Origin of the sequence: Methylobacterium sp. WL6 (genome assembly GCF_008040095.1) — a bacterium.
In the GTDB taxonomy this organism is placed as follows: Bacteria; Pseudomonadota; Alphaproteobacteria; order Rhizobiales; family Beijerinckiaceae; genus Methylobacterium.
Genome location: NZ_VRVH01000075.1, coordinates 1 through 18,478 on the forward strand (window position 1 = coordinate 1; position 18,478 = coordinate 18,478).

Sequence of the window (18,478 nt, forward strand, 5' to 3'; positions counted from 1 at the left end):
CTGTTCCTCGCCCTCGCGTTGACGTCGGCAGCGTGCGCCGACGTCAACGCGAGGGCGAGGAACAGGGCGAGCCAGCTGCGCATCGGATCACTCCGCCATAGGACGCAGCGAGTGTAGCCGGCGTCGCCGCCGCCGCAAGCCCGACCTCAGGCGCCGGAAGGCGCGTCCGGCTCGTGCAGGCGCTTCCAGGCAAACACGGAAAAGACGCCGAGCAGGCAGGCGGCGATGCCGAACCAGGTGAAGGCGTATTGCAGATGGTTGTTGGGCAGGTCGACCCGGAGCTGCCCGCCGCGCGGCCAGGTCCGGCTGCCGGGCACGGCATCCGCCTCGATCAGGTAGGGGGCGGCCTCCGGGAAGCCGCGCGCCGCGGCGATGCCCGGCACGTCGCGGTTGAACCACTCGTTGCGCACCGGATCGGGCGCCGGCACGAACATCGTCCGTGGCTCGCTGCCGCGCATCAGGCCGACGATCGTGGTGTCGCCCTCGACCAGCCCGTCGCGGCGATCGGCCTGGTTCTTCAGCTCGGTCGGCACGAAGCCGCGGTTGACCAGCACCATCGAGCCGTCGTCGCGCCGGAACGGCGTGATCACATAGTAGCCCTGCAGCGCGCGGCCCGGCGTCTCGCCGGCCGCGAGCCCGTGGACCAGCGTCTCGCGATCGTTGAGGAAGCGGCCGCCGACGCGGACATGCTCGAACTCGTCGCGCGCCGGGTTCCAGTCGGCGGGCGGCGGCACCGGCTCGGCCTGCGAGCGCGAGACGATGCGGGCGATCAGCGCCTCCTTCTCGCCCTTGCGCTCGAGCTGCCACACCCCGAGGCCGAGGAGGATCGCGAGTGCCATCAGCGTCGCGAGCGCCGGCGGGATCAGGTCGCGGATCGCGCCGGGGCGCGTCCGCGAGGCGGTCTCGGCCGCGGTCACGGCTCGAAGCGTCCCTGCTCGGCCTTGTTGGTGTATTGCAGGGCCAGCAGCATGCCCTTCAGCGGGCGGACCAGGATGAGGCTGAGGCCGATCGAGAGCGATCCGGCCACCAGCGCGTGGACCCACATCGGCGGCTGGTAGGTGATCTCCATCCACAGGGCGAGGCCGACCACGAGGATGCCGACGATCGACATCACGAAGAAGGCCGGCCCGTCGCCCGAATCGAACGCGCCGTAGTCGAGGTCGCAGACCTCGCAGGCGGGGGCGACGGTGAGGAACCCCTTGAACATGTGGCCTTCGCCGCAGCGCGGGCAGCGGCCGCGCAGGCCGGTCGAGATCGGTGCTTGTGGCGTGTAGGTCCGGGCCAAGCTCAGGTTCCTTGCATGACGTGAAGCCCCGCAGCGATGCACCACGTGTCGGCCTCACCGAGGATATGGGTGCCCGGACACGAAAAAGGGCGGCCGGAGCCGCCCTTCGATGCATGTCCCCCCTGCGTCACAGGGGATCCTGCCCGATCGCGCTCAGTGCGCCGCGTGCCCGGCGCCCGAACCCCAGACGTAGATCGCCGCGAACAGGAACAGCCACACCACGTCGACGAAGTGCCAGTACCAGGCGGCGAACTCGAACCCGAGATGCTGCTTGACCGTAAACTGCCCGAGATAAGCGCGGTACAGGCAGATCCCGAGGAAGATCGTGCCGATGAGGACGTGCGCGCCGTGGAAGCCCGTCGCCATGAAGAAGGTCGACGAGTAGATGCTGCCGGCGAAGCCGAAATGCGCGTGGCCGTACTCGTAGGCTTGGCAGGCGGTGAACAGCACGCCGAGGATCACGGTCAGCCACAGGCCGTACTTCAGGCCCTTGCGGTCGTCGTGGAGCAGGGCGTGGTGGGCCCAGGTCACGGTGGTGCCGGAGGTCAACAGGATTAGGGTGTTCAGCAGCGGCAGGTGCCAGGGGTCGAACGCCTCGATCCCCTTCGGCGGCCAGACGCCGCCGGTGAAGCCGACGCGCGAGGCCTGGATCGGGTCGGCGGTGTAGAGCGCCGCCTCGAAATAGGCCCAGAACCACGCGACGAAGAACATCACCTCGGAGGCGATGAACATCATCATGCCGTAGCGGTGATGAAGCTGCACCACGCGGGTGTGGTCGCCTTGGTTGGCCTCGTGGACCACGTCCTTCCACCACGAGAACATGGTGTAGAGCACGCCGAGCGAGCCGGCGCCGAAGATGTAGGGGCCGGGGGTGAGCGTGCCGATCTGCAGGCTCTTCATCCAGAACACGGCGCCGAAGGCCATCACGAAGCCAGAGAAGGCGCCGATGAGCGGCCAAGGGCTCGGTGCGAGGATGTGGAAGTCGTGATTCTTGGCGTGCGCCTCGGCCATCTTACCCGTCTCTCCTCGACCCCGTCGGTCCTGCGCCGTCGCCGGCTCGCGGTCCGCTTACCCTGAACGCCGAATTCGGGCCGTCCGGCCCGTCCGGTCTACCCGCACCCTTAGCGGAGGCGGGCGCGTGTTGTCACGCTTCGCGCACCGGGAAATCCCGGCGCGGTCAGAAATCCCGCTTGTTTCCGGCCGTGCTCGTGTTGGCGACCGCAGCGGTGACCGGCTCGCCGTTCTTCGAGGCGAAGTAGGTGTAGGACAGCGTCATTTCGGAGAGATGCGCGGTGTTCGAATCCTTCCGCACCTCGGGATCGATGTAGAACACCACCGGCACGTCGAGCGTCTCGCCCGGCTGGAGCGTCTGCTCCTTGAAGCAGAAGCACTCGATCTTGACGAAGTAGCTGCCCATCAGCCCGGGCTGCACGTTGAAGGTCGCCACGCCGGTGGACGGCGTCGTGCCGGTGTTCTTGACCTGGAAGAACACGGTCTTCGTCTCGCCGAGATGCGCCTCGACCCGGCGCGACTCGGCCTTGAACCGCCACGGCAGCGAGGAAGACACGTTGGTGTCGAAGTGGACGACCATGCTGTCGTCGGTGGCGACGCCGGCGGTGAGCGCCGGGCCCTGGCGCGGCGTGCCGTCGTAGCCGGTCGCCTTGCAGAACGCGTCGTAGAGCGGCACCGACGCGAAGGCGAGGCCGATCATGCCCACGGCCATGCCGCCGCAGGCGAAGGCGGTGCGCAGCATCGTCCTGTCGGTGTTCGGTGTGCTCATCAGAGCGGCCGGTTCAGGATTTGCGGCCCGAGCTTGGCGATCGTCAGGACGAAGAACAGCAGCACCATGGCGCCGAGCGCCAGGGCGATCGCGATCGAGCGCTTGCGCCGGCGCGCCTCCTCCTCGGGGGTGAGGGGGCGCATCTCGATCTTGGGAAAGCCGTGCGGATCGTATTCCATCAGGCGAAGACCGGGCGGAACAGGCCGAGGCTCTGCTCGGCGAGCAGCGCCGAGAACAGAACGAATAGGTAGAGGATCGAGAAGCCGAACATCCCCATGGCGGCCTTCTTCTCGGCCTCGCCCTCGCGGTTGCGATAGACCTGCACGCTGAAGGCCAGCATGCCGAGGCCGCCCAGCACGCCGACCACCGCGTAGAGAAGGCCGGCGAAGCCGAGCCAGACCGGCAAGAGGCCGAGCGGCGCGAGCAGCAGCGTGTAGTAGATGATCTGGCGGCGGGTCGAGGTCGGGCCGGCGGTGTTCGGCATCATCGGGATGCCGGCCTTGGCGTACTCGCCGGCCTTCACCAGGGCCAGCGCCCAGAAGTGCGGCGGCGTCCAGATGAAGATGATCGCGAACAGAACGAGTGATTCGACGCCGACCGAGCCGGTCACCACCGCCTGGCCGATCACCGGGGGGAGGGCGCCGGCGGCGCCGCCGATGACGATGTTCTGCGCGGTCGCCCGCTTGAGCCACATCGAGTAGATCACCGCGTAGAATACGATGGTGAAGGCGAGCAGCCCGGCCGAGAGCCAGTTCGCGGCGAGCCCGAGCACCATCACCGAGCCGACCGAGAGCACGAGGCCGAAGGCTAGGGCCTCGTTCGGCTGGATGCGGCCGTCGGGGATCGGGCGCTTGGCGGTGCGCGTCATGATCGCGTCGATGTCGGCGTCCCACCACATGTTGAGGCAGCCCGAGGCGCCGGCGCCGATGGCGATCATCAGCAGCGAGATCACCGCGACGGCCGGCGGCACGTGGCCGTGCGACACCACCATGCCGACGAGGGCGGTGAAGATCACCAGCACCATCACCCGCGGCTTCAGCAGGGCGAAGTAGTCGGGCACGTCTCCGCCGACGACCGAGACCGGCGTCGCGCCGGCGGGCAGGCTGTTCGACAGGGTTGTCATGGACACCGCAACCATTCTGCTTTTCGCGCTCGGGCCCGCGCGGCGGGAGCGCTCGATCCGGCACGGGAAGTCGCGAACCGGAACAGTTCCAAACGTCCGGGCGTCGCACGCCCGGAAAAAGGGGGGATCCTGCCGAGCGCCGCTCAGACCGGACCGTCGCACCGCCCTTGCCGGGACCCTTCGCGGGAAGGATCCGGGGAAGGGCGGGGGCCGCGCGATGCGGCCCCCGCGAAGTGGTTAGTGGTGACCCGGCTCGTCGACAATGCGGGGCAGCGTCTCGAACTGGTGGAAGGGCGGCGGCGACGACAGCGTCCACTCCAGGGTGGTCGCGCCGGGACCCCAGGGGTTGTCCGCGGCCCGCTCCTTCGAGCGGAAGGCGAGGATGACGCCGATCACGAACACCATCATGCCGAGGCCGAAGATGTGGCCGCCGTAGGTCGAGACCTTGTGCCAGCCCGCGAACGCCTCCGGGTAGTCGGCGTAGCGACGCGGCATGCCGGCGAGCCCGAGGAAGTGCATCGGGAAGAACAGGATGTTCGCGCCGATGAAGGCCAGCCAGAAGTGCAGCTTGCCGGCCCATTCGGGGATGATGTGGCCGGTCATCTTCGGGAACCAGTAGTAGATGCCGGCGAAGATGATGAACACGGCGCCGAGCGAGAGCACGTAGTGGAAGTGCGCGACGACGTAGTAGGTATCGTGCAGGTACTTATCGACCGCCGAGTTCGCGAGCACGACGCCGGTGACGCCGCCGACCGTGAACAGGAAGATGAAGCCCACCGCCCAATGCATCGCCGCGGTGAAGCGGATCGAGCCGCCCCACATCGTCGCGATCCAGGAGAAGATCTTCACGCCGGTCGGCACCGCGATCACCATGGTGGCGAACACGAAGTAGGACTGCGTCTGCAGCGACAGGCCGACGGTGTACATGTGGTGTGCCCACACGACGAAGCCGACGACGCCGATCGCGACCATCGCGTAGGCCATCGCGAGGTAGCCGAAGACCGGCTTGCGCGAGAACGTGGCGATGATGTGCGAGACGATGCCGAAGGCCGGCAGGATCATGATGTACACTTCGGGGTGACCGAAGAACCAGAACAGGTGCTGGTACAGGATCGGGTCGCCGCCGCCGGCCGGGTCGAAGAAGGTCGTGCCGAAGTTGCGGTCGGTGAGCAACATGGTGATCGCGCCGGCGAGGACCGGGAGCGACAGCAGCAGCAGGAAGGCGGTGACGAGCTCGGCCCAGGCGAAGAGCGGCATCTTGTGCAGCGTCATGCCGGGGGCGCGCATGTTGAGGATGGTCGTGATGAAGTTGATCGCCCCGAGGATCGAGCCGGCGCCGGAGAGGTGCAGCGCGAAGATCGCGAAGTCGACGGCCGGGCCGGGATGGCCGGCGGTGGAGAGCGGCGGGTAGACGGTCCAGCCGGTGCCGGCGCCGGACGCGCCGGGCGCGCCCTCGACGAACAGCGAGCAGATCAGGCTGCAGAAGCCCGCCACCGTCAGCCAGAACGAGATGTTGTTCATGCGCGGGAAGGCCATGTCCGGCGCGCCGATCATCAGCGGCACGAACCAGTTGCCGAACCCGCCGATCAGCGCGGGCATCACCATGAAGAACACCATGATGAGGCCGTGGCCGGTGACGAAGACGTTGTAGGTCTGCGGATTGGAGAAGTACTGGAGGCCGGGCGCCTCCATCTCCATCCGGATGCCGAAGGACAGGAACGCGCCGATCATGCCCGCGCAGAACGCGAACAGCAGGTAGAGCGTGCCGATGTCCTTGTGGTTCGTCGACAGGAACCAGCGGGCAAAGAACGAGGGTTTGTGGTCGTGGGCCTCGTGGGCCCCTGCATGCGCTGCGGCGGTTGCCATCTGAGCTGAGCCTTGTGCGTGTCTCTCGAGATCTCGGTGGGTCGGGCCGGCGCCGTCGCGGCGCCGGCCCGAGGCGCGCCCGCTACCGGGCGTCGGCGAGCTTGGACCCGTCGTCGATGCGGGCGTACTTGGTCTTGGCCTCGCCGAGCCAGGCTGCGTAGGCCTCGTCGTTCACGACGCGGACGACGATCGGCATGTAGGCGTGGCGCTGGCCGCAGAGCTCGGAGCACTGGCCGTGATAGGTGCCCTCGCGGTCGGCCTTGAACCAGAACTGGTTGAGGCGGCCGGGGACGGCGTCGATCTTGAAGCCGAAGGACGGCATCGCCCACGAATGCATGACATCGGCGGCGGTGACCTGGATCTTGACGATCTTGTTCACCGGAACGACCATCTCGTTGTCGGTCTGCAGCAGCCGCGGCTGCTTGTCCTCGTCGATGTTGGCATCGAACGAGAACCCGCCGCCCTGGTCGGCGGGGTACTCGTAGGACCAGTACCAGGCGTGGCCGGTGACCTTGATCATCACGTCGGACTTCGGATCCGACAGCTGGACGCGCAGCAGGCGGAACGACGGGATCGCGACGGCGACGAGGATGAGCACCGGGACGATGGTCCAGGCCACCTCGATCAGGGTGTTGTGGGTGGTCTTCGAGGGCGTCGGGTTCCGCTTCTCGCTGAAGCGGTAGATGCACCACAGGATCAGGCCGAGCACGAACACGCAGATGGCCAGCGACAGCCAGTGCACCCACGACTCGAACTGGAGGATGTCGCGGGCGTTCTCGGTCACGGGGACCTGGCGGTCCATCTGCCAGGGCTCGGGCTGGCCGATGCCGGCGGCCAGGGCCTGCGACGACGTCAGGAGCAGCGCGCCGAACGCGGCGAGCCCCCTCATGGAGCGGTGTTTCGTCTGCGCCGTCCGCATGTGCCTCTCGTGGCTCCCCTTGGTCACGTTACGCTCCGTCGACCGCCCGCATCTTGCTTGAACGAGGTTTGCGGTGTCGCTCGACGGAATGGACGCCCCGAAGGCGCGAGGCCCGGGTATCCGATCGCGGTGTCAGACCACAAGGTCGTGAAAGGCGCAACCGCACAAGCGTCGCATCGCACGCTTTCCGGACGCTCCGCTCCGTCACCCGGGCGATCGCCGCAGGGGCGGCTCGGCCCGCGGCCTGCTATAGGGCGTGCTCGGGTCGAGCGGCGGGAACAGCCCATGACGGACGGACGGCGGCCGATTCAGGCCACTTCGAAGACGGGCCTGCGTGAGACGGCCTTGCAGGAGACGGCCTTGCAGGTGGCGACCCGCGTCGTCGCCTACGCCGCGCCGGAGCCGCGCGACGATCACCGCGCGCTCGCCGTCGAGATGCCGGTGAACCTCGTCTACGGCAGCGTGCCCTATGCGGTGATGATGGCGACACCGGCCGACCTGGAGGATTTCGCCTACGGCTTCAGCCTGACCGAAGGCATCGTCGCGGCGGCCGACGAGATTCGCGGCGCCGCGGTCGAGCCGGGCGACGGCGGGCTGCGCCTGCTGGTGGATTTGGCGCCCGGGCGCCTGCGCGAGCATCTCGCCCGCAAGCGCGCGATCAGCGGGCGCACCGGCTGCGGCGTCTGCGGAATCGAGGATCTCGCCGCCCTGCCGCGGGCCGAGACCCGGGCCGCGTCGGGCCGCGTGCGCGTCGGGACGGAGGCGATCGCGCGGGCCTTGTCGGATCTCGGCGATTCCCAGGTGCTCGGGCGCGAGACGCGGGCCGTGCACGCCGCCGCCTGGGCGCGCCTCGACGGGAGCCTCGTGGCGGTCCGCGAGGATGTCGGCCGGCACAACGCGCTGGACAAGCTGATCGGGGCGCTGATCCGGACGGGAACCGACCCGGCCGCGGGCTTCCTGGTGATCACCAGCCGGTGCTCGTTCGAGATGGTCGAGAAGGCTGCGCATTTCGGCGCGTCGGTCCTGGTCGCGATCTCGGCCCCGACCTCGCTCGCGATCGAGCGGGCGCGCCTGCACGACATGACGCTCTGCGCCATTGCCCGGGCCGATTCGTTCACGCTGTTCTGCGGGGAAGAGCGCGTGGTCGGCCGCGCAGGGTAGCGGCCGATCAGGGTGTCGGCGCGTCCTTGTCCGGCGCGCCCGGCACGAGGGTCGCGCCACCGATGACGCGGACGTTGCGCTTGGCCTCGGGCGGATTCTTCCAGCTCTGGTCGGCGGGTTTGACCTCCGAGGTCTTCACGTCCGCCGGCTTCGATTCGCCCGGCTTCGATTCGACTGACTTGGCCAAGGTCCCGTCGGCGGGCGGCTGGACCGCTGCCGGAGTCGGCGTGACGCCGGGAACCGGCGCGGCCTTCGGCTGATCCACGGCGGCGACGGGAGCCTCCGACTTCGCCTCGGGCTTGGCGGCGTCCACCGGGCGGAGCTTGGGCGCTTCGGGAACGGTGCGCGCCTGCGCTTTTCCTTCGATCGCCTTGCCATCGCGCGCCTTCTCGTCGAGCGCTTTGGTGTCGGACAACCGTGGCGGGTTGGCGACGCGGGCGAGCTTGCGCGGCGATTCGGCGGGGCCGCGCCGATCGGGGTTGACGCCCTGCGGGTTCGGGTCCGCAAGCGTGCGCCCCGGCATGCCGTTCGATCCGTCGGGTCGGGCATAATCGGCCTCGGCCGGCGCTCGGCGCAGGGGCATTCCACGCGCCTCGGGCAACGGGATGTCGGCCGGCGGGATCAGGCGCTCGGCCTGCCGCATCGGCTGGCGCGGCATCTCGTCCTCCTCGGTCCAGCCGTAGCCGGGCGCCGGGCGGGCAAGGGCGATCGGGCCGTCATCGAGGCGCTGGCGGCCGAGGATCGCGCCGTCCCGGGCATCGACGAACAGGCGCACGCGGGCACCCATCGGGTTGAAGGCCTCGACGATGTAGGCGCGTCCGTCGAAGCGCGGGCGGCTCATGCCGCTGAAGCCGCGCTCGCTCAGGCGCCATGCGACGGCGCGCGGCGGCATGATCGCGTCGTCGTACGCGTATTGCGCCCGCGCCGCGTCGGCGGCACCGATCAGCAGGGCGCAGGCAGCGAGGCCCGCACGGAGACGACGATAGGATTGGTTCACGGCTGACCTCCCGGTCGCATTCTCAAGATCGCCCGAATCTCCGCAGGCGCTCGCCCCGCGCCGGGGAGTCCCGATCGGGACCTGCCGACGATCCGGCCCGGGCCCCGCGCCGAAGGACCGCGTCCCGCGTGTCCTTCGGCCATTCCGGCGGGGTCGTTGCCCCGCATGCCGCTTGTGCTCGGCGCCCGCCTTTGAGCGGAGGATTTGGGCGCAATTGCGGGAGAAAGCGGGCGGCGAAGGGCCGATCCCGACGCCGATCCACCCGTTCGCATCGCCCCTCGCACGACGGGGAATTGGGTCGCCTGCCGATCCAGCGTGGGGGCGGAGATGGGGGCGGACATGGGATCCGGCATGGGATGCGGCATCAAAACGCCGCTTTTGGTCCCGCGGGGCCCTTGCTTGAATTTTTGAAATCTGCCAGTTTGCAGCGTTAGGACAGTATGACTGTCCCATTTCCGGTGCGCGCGTGCGAACGATGCCGCGCGGTGGGGCCGTTCAGGCCTGGGCAGAGGGTTTCGGGACGTGACCATCGTGACGTCGAAACGAGATCGCAAGCCGGTCGCCGCAGAGGCGATCCGGGCCCACGCCGGCTGACATCGGGCCGGTGCGAGCCCGCGGGTAGCGGGCGCTTCCTTCACCGAGGACCCTCCCGAGACCCGACGAGACAAGATGACTGGCCCGGCCTCGCTTGAGCGCCGGGCATGAAACATGCTCGCTTGGCGGGCATGGGCGTTCGAACGGGTCTGGTCGATCTTTCGGGGATGGTGGGCATGGCGGCTTTCGGGAATGCGGACATGGCCGTGAGCGGGAACCTCAACACCGACACGGCGCCGGCGGCCCGCGACGGCGTCGCGACGCTGGTGGTGCGCGATCCGGCGATGCCGGTGGCGCAGGGCGCCTACGATCCCCGCAACGAGCGGGACGGCTGCGGCGTCGGCTTCGTCGCCGACATGCACGACCGGCGCACCCACGCCATCGTCGAGCAGGGCCTGAAGATCCTGGAGAACCTCGACCACCGCGGCGCGGTCGGAGCCGACCCGAAGATGGGCGACGGCTGCGGCATCCTCACGCAGATCCCGCACGCCTTCTTCGCCGAGGAATGCTCGCGCCTCGGCTTCGAGCTGCCCCCGGCCGGCGACTACGCCATCGCGCAGCTGTTCATGCCGAAGGCCGACGAGCCGCGGGCGATCATCGAAGGCATCGTCGAGGAAGCGCTCGCGTCGGAAGGGCTGCCCCTGCTCGGCTGGCGCGACGTGCCGGTCGACCCCGAGGATCTCGGCATCGCCGTGAAGGCGACCGAGCCGCATCACCGCCAGCTCTTCATCGGGCGCCCGGCCTCGGCGGCCGATGGCGACGCGTTCGAGCGGCGCATCTACGTCGCCCGCAAGGTGATCTCCGGCCGCGTCTACGGCCTGAAGGACCCGCGGGTGATGGAGTTCTACCCCGTCTCCGTGTCGAGCCGGACCATCGTCTACAAGGGCATGGTCCTGGTGAACCAGCTCGGGAACTACTTTCTCGACCTGAAGGACCAGCGCTTCGTCTCGGCGATCGCGCTGGTGCACCAGCGCTTCGCCACCAACACCTTCCCGACCTGGCGCCTGTCGCACCCCTACCGGATGGTGGCGCATAACGGCGAGATCAACACGCTGCGCGGCAACGTGAACTGGATGTCGGCGCGCCAGGCGAGCGTCGATTCGGAGCTGTTCGGCAACGACATCTCGAAGATCTGGCCGATCTCCTACGAGGGCCAGTCCGACACCGCGTGCTTCGACAACGCGCTCGAGTTCCTCGTGATGGGCGGCTACCCGCTGGCCCACGCGATGATGATGCTCATCCCCGAGGCCTGGGCCGGCAACCCGCTGATGGGCGAGGATCGGCGCTCGTTCTACGAGTACCACGCCGCGCTGATGGAGCCGTGGGACGGGCCCGCCGCCGTCGCCTTCACCGACGGCCGCCAGATCGGCGCGACCCTCGACCGCAACGGCCTCCGCCCCGCCCGCTACGTCGTCACCGACGACGGCCTCGTCGTGCTCGCCTCCGAGATGGGCGTTCTGCCGATCCCGGACGAGAAGATCGTCCAGTCCTGGCGCCTGCAGCCGGGCCGGATGCTGCTGATCGACCTCGAGAAGGGCCGCATCGTCGACGACGAGGAGATCAAGGGCGAGCTCGCCGCCGCGCACCCCTACGCGGAGTGGGTGAAGAACACCCAGATCGTGCTCGAGGACCTCAAGCCGGTCACCGCCCGCGAGAGCCGCACCGACGTGTCGCTGCTCGATCGGCAGCAGGCCTTCGGCTACAGCCAGGAAGACCTCAAGCTGCTCATGGCGCCGATGGCCGTGACCGGCCAGGAGGCGGTCGGCTCGATGGGCACCGACACGCCGCTCTCCGCTCTGTCCGACAAGTCGAAGTCGCTCTACACCTACTTCAAGCAGAACTTCGCGCAGGTCACCAACCCGCCGATCGACCCGATCCGCGAGGAGGCCGTGATGAGCCTCGTCTCGTTCATCGGCCCGCGCCCGAACCTGCTCGACATGGAAGGTGCCTCGCGCCGCAAGCGCCTGGAAGTCCGCCAGCCGATCCTGACCAACACGGATCTCGAGAAGATCCGGTCGATCGGCCATTTCGAGGACCGCTTCGACACCAAGACGCTGGACATCACCTACCCGGCCGAGACCGGCGCGGCGGCGATGAACGGCGCGCTCGACCGGCTCTGCGACCGCGCGGAAGTCGCGGTGCGCGGCGGCTACAACATCATCGTCCTGTCCGACCGCGCGGTCGGCCCCGACCGCATCCCGATCCCGGCGCTGCTGGCCACGGCGGCCGTGCACAACTACCTGATCCGCAAGGGGCTGCGCACATCGGTCGGGCTCGTGGTCGAATCGGGCGAGCCGCGCGAGATCCATCACTTCGCGTGCCTGGCCGGCTACGGCGCCGAGGCGATCAACCCGTATCTCGCCTTCGAGACGCTGGTGGCGATGAAGCACGAGTTCCCGCCGGACCTCGTCGACGAGGAGATCATCTACCGCTACATCAAGTCGATCGATAAGGGCCTGCTGAAGGTCATGTCGAAGATGGGCATCTCGACCTACCAGTCCTATTGCGGCGCGCAGATCTTCGACGCGATCGGGTTGAACTCGGCCTTCGTCGCGCGCGACTTCTTCGGCACCGCGACGATGGTCGAGGGCGTCGGCATGGCCGAGATCGCCGAGGAGACCGTGCGCCGCCACGCCGACGCGTTCGGCGACGCGCCGATCTATCGCAACGCCCTCGATGTCGGCGGCGAGTACGCCTACCGGCTGCGCGGCGAGGCCCATACCTGGACCCCGGACACCGTCGCGACGCTGCAGCATGCGGTGCGCCTCGGCGTGCCCGAGCGCTACCGCGAATACGCCAAGCTGGTGAACGACCAGGAGCAGCAGCTCAAGACCCTGCGCGGCCTGTTCCGGATCAAGCTCGCCGGCGAGATCGGGCGCGAGCCGGTGCCTGTGGAGAGCGTCGAGCCGGCCGCCGACATCGTCAAGCGCTTCGCCACCGGCGCGATGTCCTACGGCTCGATCTCGAAGGAGGCGCACGAGACCCTGGCGATCGCCCTGAATTCCTTCGGCGGCCGCTCGAACTCGGGCGAGGGCGGCGAGGAGGTCGAGCGCTTCAAGCCGCTGCCGGACGGTCGCTCGCGCCGCTCGTCGATCAAGCAGGTCGCATCGGGCCGCTTCGGCGTCACGACCGAGTACCTCGTCAACGCCGACATGATGCAGATCAAGGTCGCGCAGGGCGCCAAGCCCGGCGAGGGCGGACAGCTGCCCGGCCACAAGGTCGACGCCAAGATCGCCAAGGTCCGCTATGCCACGCCCGGCGTCGGCCTGATCTCGCCGCCGCCGCACCACGACATCTACTCGATCGAGGATCTGGCACAGCTGATCTTCGACCTGAAGAACGTGAACCCGGCGGCCGACGTCTCGGTCAAGCTCGTCTCCGAGGTCGGTGTCGGCACGGTCGCGACCGGCGTCGCCAAGGCGCGGGCCGACCACATCACCATCTCGGGCTTCGACGGCGGCACCGGAGCGGCGCCGCTGACCTCGCTCAAGCATGCCGGCGGCCCGTGGGAGACCGGCCTCGCCGAGACGCAGCAGACGCTGGTGATGAACCACCTGCGCGGCCGCGTCGCGCTGCAGGCCGACGGCGGCATCCGCACCGGCCGCGACGTGCTGATCGCGGCCCTGCTCGGCGCCGACCAGTTCGGCTTCTCGACCGCGCCGCTGATCGCGGCCGGCTGCATCATGATGCGCAAGTGCCACCTCAACACCTGCCCGGTCGGCGTCGCGACCCAGGACCCGGTGCTGCGCAAGCGCTTCAAGGGCACCCCCGAGCACGTGGTGAACTACTTCTTCTACGTCGCCGAGGAGTTGCGCGAGCTGATCGCGGCGATGGGCTTCACCAAGCTCGAGGACCTCGTCGGGCGTTCCGACTTCCTCGACAAGGTCGAGGCGATCCAGCACTGGAAGGCGCGCGGGCTCGACTTCTCGAAGCTGTTCCACCGTCCCGACGTCGGGCCCGAGGTCGCCATCCGCTGGGTCGAGACGCAGAAGCACCCGATCGACCACGTCCTCGACCGGCGCCTGATCGCCGGCGCGCAGAACGCGATCGACACCGGCGAGCCGGTGGTGCTCCACGACGTGATCCGCAATTCCGACCGCACCGCGGGCGCGATGCTCTCGGGCGCCGTCGCCAAGGCGCACGGTCACGAGGGCCTGCCCGACGACACCATCGTGGTGAAGCTCTCCGGCACGGCCGGCCAGAGCTTCGGCGCCTGGGTCGCGGCCGGCGTGACGATCGAGCTCACCGGCCACGGCAACGACTACGTCGGCAAGGGCCTGTCGGGCGGCAAGCTGATCATCCGGCCGAGCGACGCGCTGAAGGCGCCCGCCGACAGGACCATCATGGTCGGCAACACCGTGCTCTACGGCGCCATCGCCGGCGAGTGCTACGTCCGCGGCTCGGCCGGCGAGCGCTTCGCCGTGCGCAACTCCGGTGCGATCACCGTCGTCGAGGGCATGGGCGACCATGGCTGCGAGTACATGACCGGCGGCGTGGTCGTTTCGATCGGCGAGACCGGGCGCAACTTCGCCGCCGGCATGTCCGGCGGCATCGCCTACGTGCTCGACGAGGACGGCTCGTTCTCGGCCCGCTGCAACCTCTCGATGGTCGATCTCGAGCCGGTCGAGGAGGAGGACGACCTGATGCGCCGCTTCCACCAGGACGGCGACCTGGAGACCAAGGGCCGCGTCGACATCCTCGCCGACATGTCCGGCCACGACGAGGAGCGCCTGTCGCAGCTCATCACCAATCACTTGAAGTATACGGGCAGCCCGCGTGCCAAGGCGATCCTCGACGACTGGGCGGGCTACCGCACCAAGTTCGTCAAGGTGATGCCGGTGGAGTACCGCCGGGCGTTGCGCGAGATGGAGATGGCACGGATGCCGGTGGCGGCCGAGTAGGCGCGCGCCGGCCTCAAGCCGGTCGTTGGAGATCACGTTCGATCCCGCGAAGCGTCTGGTGACGTTGCGCGAAAGGGGCCTCGATTTCGCACGCACCCCTGAAGTCTTCGCCGCCGCGGTGACGACCTTCAGGGACGAGCGGATGGACTACCGCGAGGCGCGATCGATCACGGTGGGAATGCTCGACGGACGGATGGTGGTCGGCGTTTGGACCGAACGGGATCATACTCGCCGGATGATCAGCATGAGGAAGGCCAATGACCGAGAGCAAGCGCGCTATCGCGAACGCGGCTGACCGACCGCTGAACCCCGACGAGATCGGCTGGGACCCGGACGACGCGCCGGAACTGGACGAGGCTTGGTTCGAGAAGGCCGATCGTTTCGTCGGCGGCCGCCTGATCGAGCGTGGGCACCGTCCCGGCGAGACTGAACGGTTGGTGCTTCCCACCGATCTCGTCGAGCGGTTCCGAGCCGGAGGGCCAGGCTGGCAGATACGGATCGAGACCGCGCTCCAGGAATGGTTGCGCGAGCATTCCGACCGGCTCTGAGCCGGCCGACGGACGGCCCGGACGAAACACGCGAGCGATGGCGGACATCGCGAGGGGGGGACGACATGACGGCGACGCTTGCGACGATCCCACCTTCCGCCATGCGGATCTACGGCGATCTCACCTCGGGCATTTGCCTGAAGATCAAGATCGTCGCCGATCGGCTCGGCGTCGCCTACGAATGGGTTCAGGTCGACGCGCTGAAGGGCGAGAGCCGGACGCCCGCCTACCTCGCCCTGTTTCCGGCAGGCCAGATCCCGGGCGTGGCGTTCGCGGACGGGCGTCGGCTCGCGCAGTCGAACGCGATCATCCGCTACCTCGCCCGCGGCAGCGCGTTGCTGCCGGACGATGCCTTCGCGGCGGCGACGGTCGATCAGTGGCTGTTCTGGGAGCAGTACAGCCACGAGCCGGCGGTCGCGGTCTGCCGGGCGGAGATGAAGTTCCGCGGCGTGCGGCGCGAGGCCCGCGATCCGGCCAGGGTCGCGCGCGGCGAGGCAGCGCTCGACCTGATGGAGCGGCATCTTGCCGGAACGGGCTGGTTCGTAGGCGACGACGCGACCATCGCCGACGTCGCCCTGTTCGCCTACACCCAGTGGGCCGACGAGGGTGGATTCGATCTGGCCGCGAGGCCCGCGATCCGGGATTGGCTCGACCGATGCAAGGTCGCGTTCCGGATCGAACCCGACGCTATCGCCACCGCCGCCAGTCGCTGACCCGATCGCGGCACCACCGATTTTTCGCTACCGACGCTGAGCATCCCGATGGGCAAGATCACCGGCTTCCTCGAATTCGACCGGCAGGACCAGAAGTACCAGCTCGCGGCCGACCGCGTGCGGCACTTCCGCGAGTTCACCCTGCCGCTCGACGAGCACGACCTGAAGAAGCAGGCCGCCCGCTGCATGGATTGCGGCATCCCGTTCTGCCACGGGCCGACTGGCTGCCCGGTGCACAACCAGATCCCGGACTGGAACGACCTCGTGTTCCAGTCGGATTGGGAAGAAGCCGCGCGCAACCTGCACTCCACCAACAACTTCCCGGAATTTACCGGCCGCATCTGCCCGGCGCCGTGCGAGGAAGCCTGCACGCTGAACCTCGAGAACCAGCCCGTCGCGATCAAGACGATCGAGCAGGCCATCGCCGACCGCGCCTGGAACATGGGCTGGGTCAAGCCCGAGCCGTCGTCGACCCGCACCGGCAAGAAGGTCGCGGTGATCGGGTCGGGCCCGGCCGGCCTCGCGGCGGCGCAGCAGCTCGCCCGGGTCGGGCACGCGGTGCACGTCTACGAGCGCGAGCCGAAGGCCGGCGGCCTGCTCCGCTACGGCATCCCCGACTTCAAGATGGAGAAGCGCCACATCGACCGACGCGTGAAGCAGATGGAAGCCGAGGGCGTGGTCTTCCACTACAACCAGAACGTCGGCGTGACGAAGCCGGTCGAGGAGCTGACCGCGGAGTTCGACGCGGTGCTGTTCTCCGGCGGCGCCGAGGACCCGCGCAACCCGCAGCTGCCGGGGCAGGAGATGGAGGGCGTGCACTACGCGATGCCCTACCTGATCCAGTCGAACCGCCGCGTCGGCGCCGAGCCGATGCGCGGCAACGGCGAGGCGCCGATCCTGGCATCGGGCAAGAACGTGGTGGTGATCGGCGGCGGCGACACCGCGTCCGATTGCGTCGGAACCGCCTTCCGGCAGGGCGCCCTGTCGGTGACGCAGCTCGACATCCGGCCGCGGCCCCCCGAGCGCGAGGACAAGCTCTCGGTCTGGCCGTACTGGCCGACCAAGATGCGGACCTCGTCGAGCCAGGCCGAGGGCGCCGAGCGCGAGTTCCAGGCGGCGACGCTCCGGCTCGAAGGCAACAAGAAGGGCCGGCTCACCGGCGTCGTCTGCGCGCGCGTCGACGCCAAGCGCCAGCCGATCGAGGGCAGCGAGTTCGTGCTGCCGGCCGACCTCGTCTTCATGGCGATCGGCTTCGCCGGCTCGATCCAGAAGGGCCTGCTCGAGCAGTCCGGCATCACGGTCGACAAGCGCGGCAACGTCACCGCCAATGAGGAGGATTACCGCACCTCCGACCCGAAGATCTGGGCGGCTGGCGACATGCGGCGCGGCCAGTCCCTCGTCGTCTGGGCGATCCGCGAGGGCCGTCAGGCCGCCCGCTCGATCGACGAGACGCTGATGGGTGCCTCGATCCTCCCGCGCTGAGGTTTTCGCCGGGCGTTCAGCCCGGCGGCCAGCGGAAATCGTCGGCGCGGCCGGGCTGCGGCAGCGGTGCCGCCCCGCGCTGGAGCGCGCGCTCGACCGTGCCGGTGGCGTCGCCGTCGCGCGGTCGGCCGCTGACCAGGACGCCGCCGGGCGACAGCTCGATCCGGCCGAGCGGGACGACCGGCCCCGCCGCCGGCTTGACGGGGAGGGCCGGGACGCCGGGCGGCTCGGGCAGGCTCGGCAGCATCGCCGTGATCTGCCTGTCGATCGCGGTGACGTCGTCGAGGGTCGTCGTCGGTGCCCCGTCGAGCGGCGTCGCGGGCAGGGCCGAGACGGCGGCGGCCGGCTGCTCAGGCGCGGTGGGCGCCGTCGCACCCATCAGGCGCTTCAGCTCCACGTCGGCAAAATGCGCGAGCTTGCGGGCGCCGGCATGGGTGAAGTGCACGCCGTCGGCGGTGCGGAGCTTGGCGCTCTGCCCGTCGAGGTCCGGTCCGGTGGCGGTGTAGTGGTTGCGGTCGTCGGAGAAGCCCGGCCCGACATCGACGTAGGTGCCCCCCGCCTTGGTGACGGCATCCCGGACGATCTCGTTGAGGCTGCCGAGGTCGCGCGTCAGGCTCTCGCTGCGCATCGGCGGGGCGCCGACCCAGACGAGCGGGATCTTCCGGTCGGTGAAGACCTTCACCAGGGCGTCCACGCGGGTGCGGTAGACCTCGCGCCAGCGGTCGGAGAGCGGATCGAGGGTCTGGTCCCCGTCGCGCATCGGCTGGCGATCGTTGGCGCCGAGCATGACCACGGCATAGCCGACCTTCGGGTTCGCCTTCAGGTAGTCCTCGGCGGCCTTCGGCCAATCGACAACGTCCCTGCGCACGAGGCCGCTGTCGGCCTTGGCGCGATCGATCACCGCGACGTCGGCGGTGTCCTCGAACACGTCGTCCAGCCCGCGGCTGAGATGGTCGGCCAGCGAATCGCCGAACACCGCGATCTGGACCTTCGCCTCGGTCTTCTTCACGGCCGGCGCCGGCGCCGCGACCGTGGGCGCCGGCCGGGTCTGCGGACGCCGAAGCTGGCGGCCGGTCTCCGCGCTGGCGGGCGGTCGCACGCGCGGCGGC

16 protein-coding genes are annotated in these 18,478 nt (G+C 69.2%); 6 read left to right on the top strand and 10 right to left on the bottom strand.

Annotated features, from left to right (window positions below; translation table 11 throughout):
- Positions 1-146: 146 nt before the first annotated feature.
- From FV230_RS12515 to coxB, 8 genes are all read right to left on the bottom strand, one after another.
- Positions 147-839 (bottom strand): SURF1 family protein, encoded by a 693-nt coding sequence (locus tag FV230_RS12515; protein WP_147725228.1) that lies wholly within the window; start codon positions 837-839, stop codon positions 147-149.
- A 74-nt stretch (positions 840-913) separates the two neighbouring features.
- Positions 914-1,285 (bottom strand): DUF983 domain-containing protein, encoded by a 372-nt coding sequence (locus FV230_RS12520; RefSeq protein ID WP_246694839.1) that lies wholly within the window; start codon positions 1,283-1,285, stop codon positions 914-916.
- Positions 1,286-1,438: 153 nt separating this feature from the next.
- Complete coding sequence (locus FV230_RS12525) at positions 1,439-2,296, bottom strand: cytochrome c oxidase subunit 3 (protein ID WP_147725199.1); 858 nt, start codon at positions 2,294-2,296, stop codon at positions 1,439-1,441.
- 166 nt (positions 2,297-2,462) lie between these two features.
- On the bottom strand, positions 2,463-3,065 hold the full coding sequence (locus FV230_RS12530) for a cytochrome c oxidase assembly protein (RefSeq protein ID WP_147842629.1): 603 nt from the start codon (positions 3,063-3,065) through the stop codon (positions 2,463-2,465).
- Positions 3,065-3,244 (bottom strand): hypothetical protein, encoded by a 180-nt coding sequence (locus FV230_RS12535; RefSeq protein ID WP_147725195.1) that lies wholly within the window; start codon positions 3,242-3,244, stop codon positions 3,065-3,067. Before FV230_RS12535 ends, FV230_RS12530 begins: the two co-directional genes overlap by 1 nt.
- Positions 3,244-4,188 carry a heme o synthase gene (locus FV230_RS12540; protein ID WP_147725226.1) on the bottom strand — a complete coding sequence of 315 codons (945 nt, stop codon included), beginning with the start codon at positions 4,186-4,188 and terminating at the stop codon, positions 3,244-3,246. The genes FV230_RS12535 and FV230_RS12540 overlap by 1 nt, the downstream gene beginning before the upstream one ends.
- 237 nt (positions 4,189-4,425) lie before the next feature.
- A complete protein-coding gene (gene ctaD / locus FV230_RS12545; RefSeq protein ID WP_147725193.1) occupies positions 4,426-6,054 on the bottom strand; it encodes a cytochrome c oxidase subunit I in 1,629 nt (542 codons plus the stop codon).
- A gap of 82 nt (positions 6,055-6,136) precedes the next feature.
- Positions 6,137-6,973: a cytochrome c oxidase subunit II gene (gene coxB / locus FV230_RS12550; RefSeq protein WP_147725192.1), complete on the bottom strand. Its 837-nt coding sequence runs from the start codon at positions 6,971-6,973 to the stop codon at positions 6,137-6,139.
- A gap of 285 nt (positions 6,974-7,258) precedes the next feature.
- Between coxB and fdhD the strand changes: the two genes are divergently transcribed.
- The gene (gene fdhD, locus FV230_RS12555; RefSeq protein WP_147842630.1) at positions 7,259-8,134 is read left to right on the top strand and encodes a formate dehydrogenase accessory sulfurtransferase FdhD; all 876 of its coding nucleotides are present in this window, start codon (positions 7,259-7,261) and stop codon (positions 8,132-8,134) included.
- A 7-nt stretch (positions 8,135-8,141) separates the two neighbouring features.
- Here fdhD and FV230_RS12560 read toward each other — a convergent pair whose 3' ends face one another.
- Positions 8,142-9,131 (bottom strand): hypothetical protein, encoded by a 990-nt coding sequence (locus FV230_RS12560; RefSeq protein WP_147842631.1) that lies wholly within the window; start codon positions 9,129-9,131, stop codon positions 8,142-8,144.
- Positions 9,132-10,009: 878 nt separating this feature from the next.
- Between FV230_RS12560 and gltB the strand changes: the two genes are divergently transcribed.
- The 5 genes from gltB to FV230_RS12585 all read left to right on the top strand — a co-directional run bounded on the left by gltB (position 10,010) and on the right by FV230_RS12585 (position 17,369).
- Positions 10,010-14,626: a glutamate synthase large subunit gene (gene gltB, locus FV230_RS12565; protein WP_246694841.1), complete on the top strand. Its 4,617-nt coding sequence runs from the start codon at positions 10,010-10,012 to the stop codon at positions 14,624-14,626.
- Positions 14,627-14,651: 25 nt separating this feature from the next.
- Positions 14,652-14,921: a BrnT family toxin gene (locus FV230_RS12570; RefSeq protein WP_147842633.1), complete on the top strand. Its 270-nt coding sequence runs from the start codon at positions 14,652-14,654 to the stop codon at positions 14,919-14,921.
- Positions 14,884-15,174 carry a BrnA antitoxin family protein gene (locus tag FV230_RS12575; RefSeq protein WP_147842634.1) on the top strand — a complete coding sequence of 97 codons (291 nt, stop codon included), beginning with the start codon at positions 14,884-14,886 and terminating at the stop codon, positions 15,172-15,174. The genes FV230_RS12570 and FV230_RS12575 overlap by 38 nt, the downstream gene beginning before the upstream one ends.
- Positions 15,175-15,275: 101 nt before the next feature.
- Complete coding sequence (locus FV230_RS12580) at positions 15,276-15,887, top strand: glutathione S-transferase family protein (RefSeq protein WP_147842637.1); 612 nt, start codon at positions 15,276-15,278, stop codon at positions 15,885-15,887.
- A gap of 48 nt (positions 15,888-15,935) precedes the next feature.
- A complete protein-coding gene (locus tag FV230_RS12585) occupies positions 15,936-17,369 on the top strand; it encodes a glutamate synthase subunit beta (RefSeq protein ID WP_147842635.1) in 1,434 nt (477 codons plus the stop codon).
- 16 nt (positions 17,370-17,385) lie between these two features.
- Here the strand turns inward: FV230_RS12585 and FV230_RS12590 are convergent.
- Positions 17,386-18,478, bottom strand: a 1,093-nt coding sequence (locus FV230_RS12590; protein ID WP_246694840.1) for a DUF459 domain-containing protein, incomplete at its 5' end; no start/stop codon positions are given.

What these genes read in the sequence shown, in the direction of transcription:
- FV230_RS12530 (WP_147842629.1), bottom strand. Translation starts at nt 3,065, where the DNA reads ATGAGCACACCGAACACCGACAGGACGATGCTGCGCACCGCCTTCGCC.
- FV230_RS12585 (WP_147842635.1), top strand. Translation starts at nt 15,936, where the DNA reads ATGGGCAAGATCACCGGCTTCCTCGAATTCGACCGGCAGGACCAGAAG.
- FV230_RS12525 (WP_147725199.1), bottom strand. Translation starts at nt 2,296, where the DNA reads ATGGCCGAGGCGCACGCCAAGAATCACGACTTCCACATCCTCGCACCG.
- FV230_RS12540 (WP_147725226.1), bottom strand. Translation starts at nt 4,188, where the DNA reads ATGACAACCCTGTCGAACAGCCTGCCCGCCGGCGCGACGCCGGTCTCG.
- fdhD (WP_147842630.1), top strand. Translation starts at nt 7,259, where the DNA reads ATGACGGACGGACGGCGGCCGATTCAGGCCACTTCGAAGACGGGCCTG.
- FV230_RS12575 (WP_147842634.1), top strand. Translation starts at nt 14,884, where the DNA reads ATGACCGAGAGCAAGCGCGCTATCGCGAACGCGGCTGACCGACCGCTG.
- gltB (WP_246694841.1), top strand. Translation starts at nt 10,010, where the DNA reads ATGCCGGTGGCGCAGGGCGCCTACGATCCCCGCAACGAGCGGGACGGC.
- FV230_RS12515 (WP_147725228.1), bottom strand. Translation starts at nt 839, where the DNA reads ATGGCACTCGCGATCCTCCTCGGCCTCGGGGTGTGGCAGCTCGAGCGC.
- FV230_RS12535 (WP_147725195.1), bottom strand. Translation starts at nt 3,244, where the DNA reads ATGGAATACGATCCGCACGGCTTTCCCAAGATCGAGATGCGCCCCCTC.
- coxB (WP_147725192.1), bottom strand. Translation starts at nt 6,973, where the DNA reads ATGCGGACGGCGCAGACGAAACACCGCTCCATGAGGGGGCTCGCCGCG.
- FV230_RS12580 (WP_147842637.1), top strand. Translation starts at nt 15,276, where the DNA reads ATGCGGATCTACGGCGATCTCACCTCGGGCATTTGCCTGAAGATCAAG.
- ctaD (WP_147725193.1), bottom strand. Translation starts at nt 6,054, where the DNA reads ATGGCAACCGCCGCAGCGCATGCAGGGGCCCACGAGGCCCACGACCAC.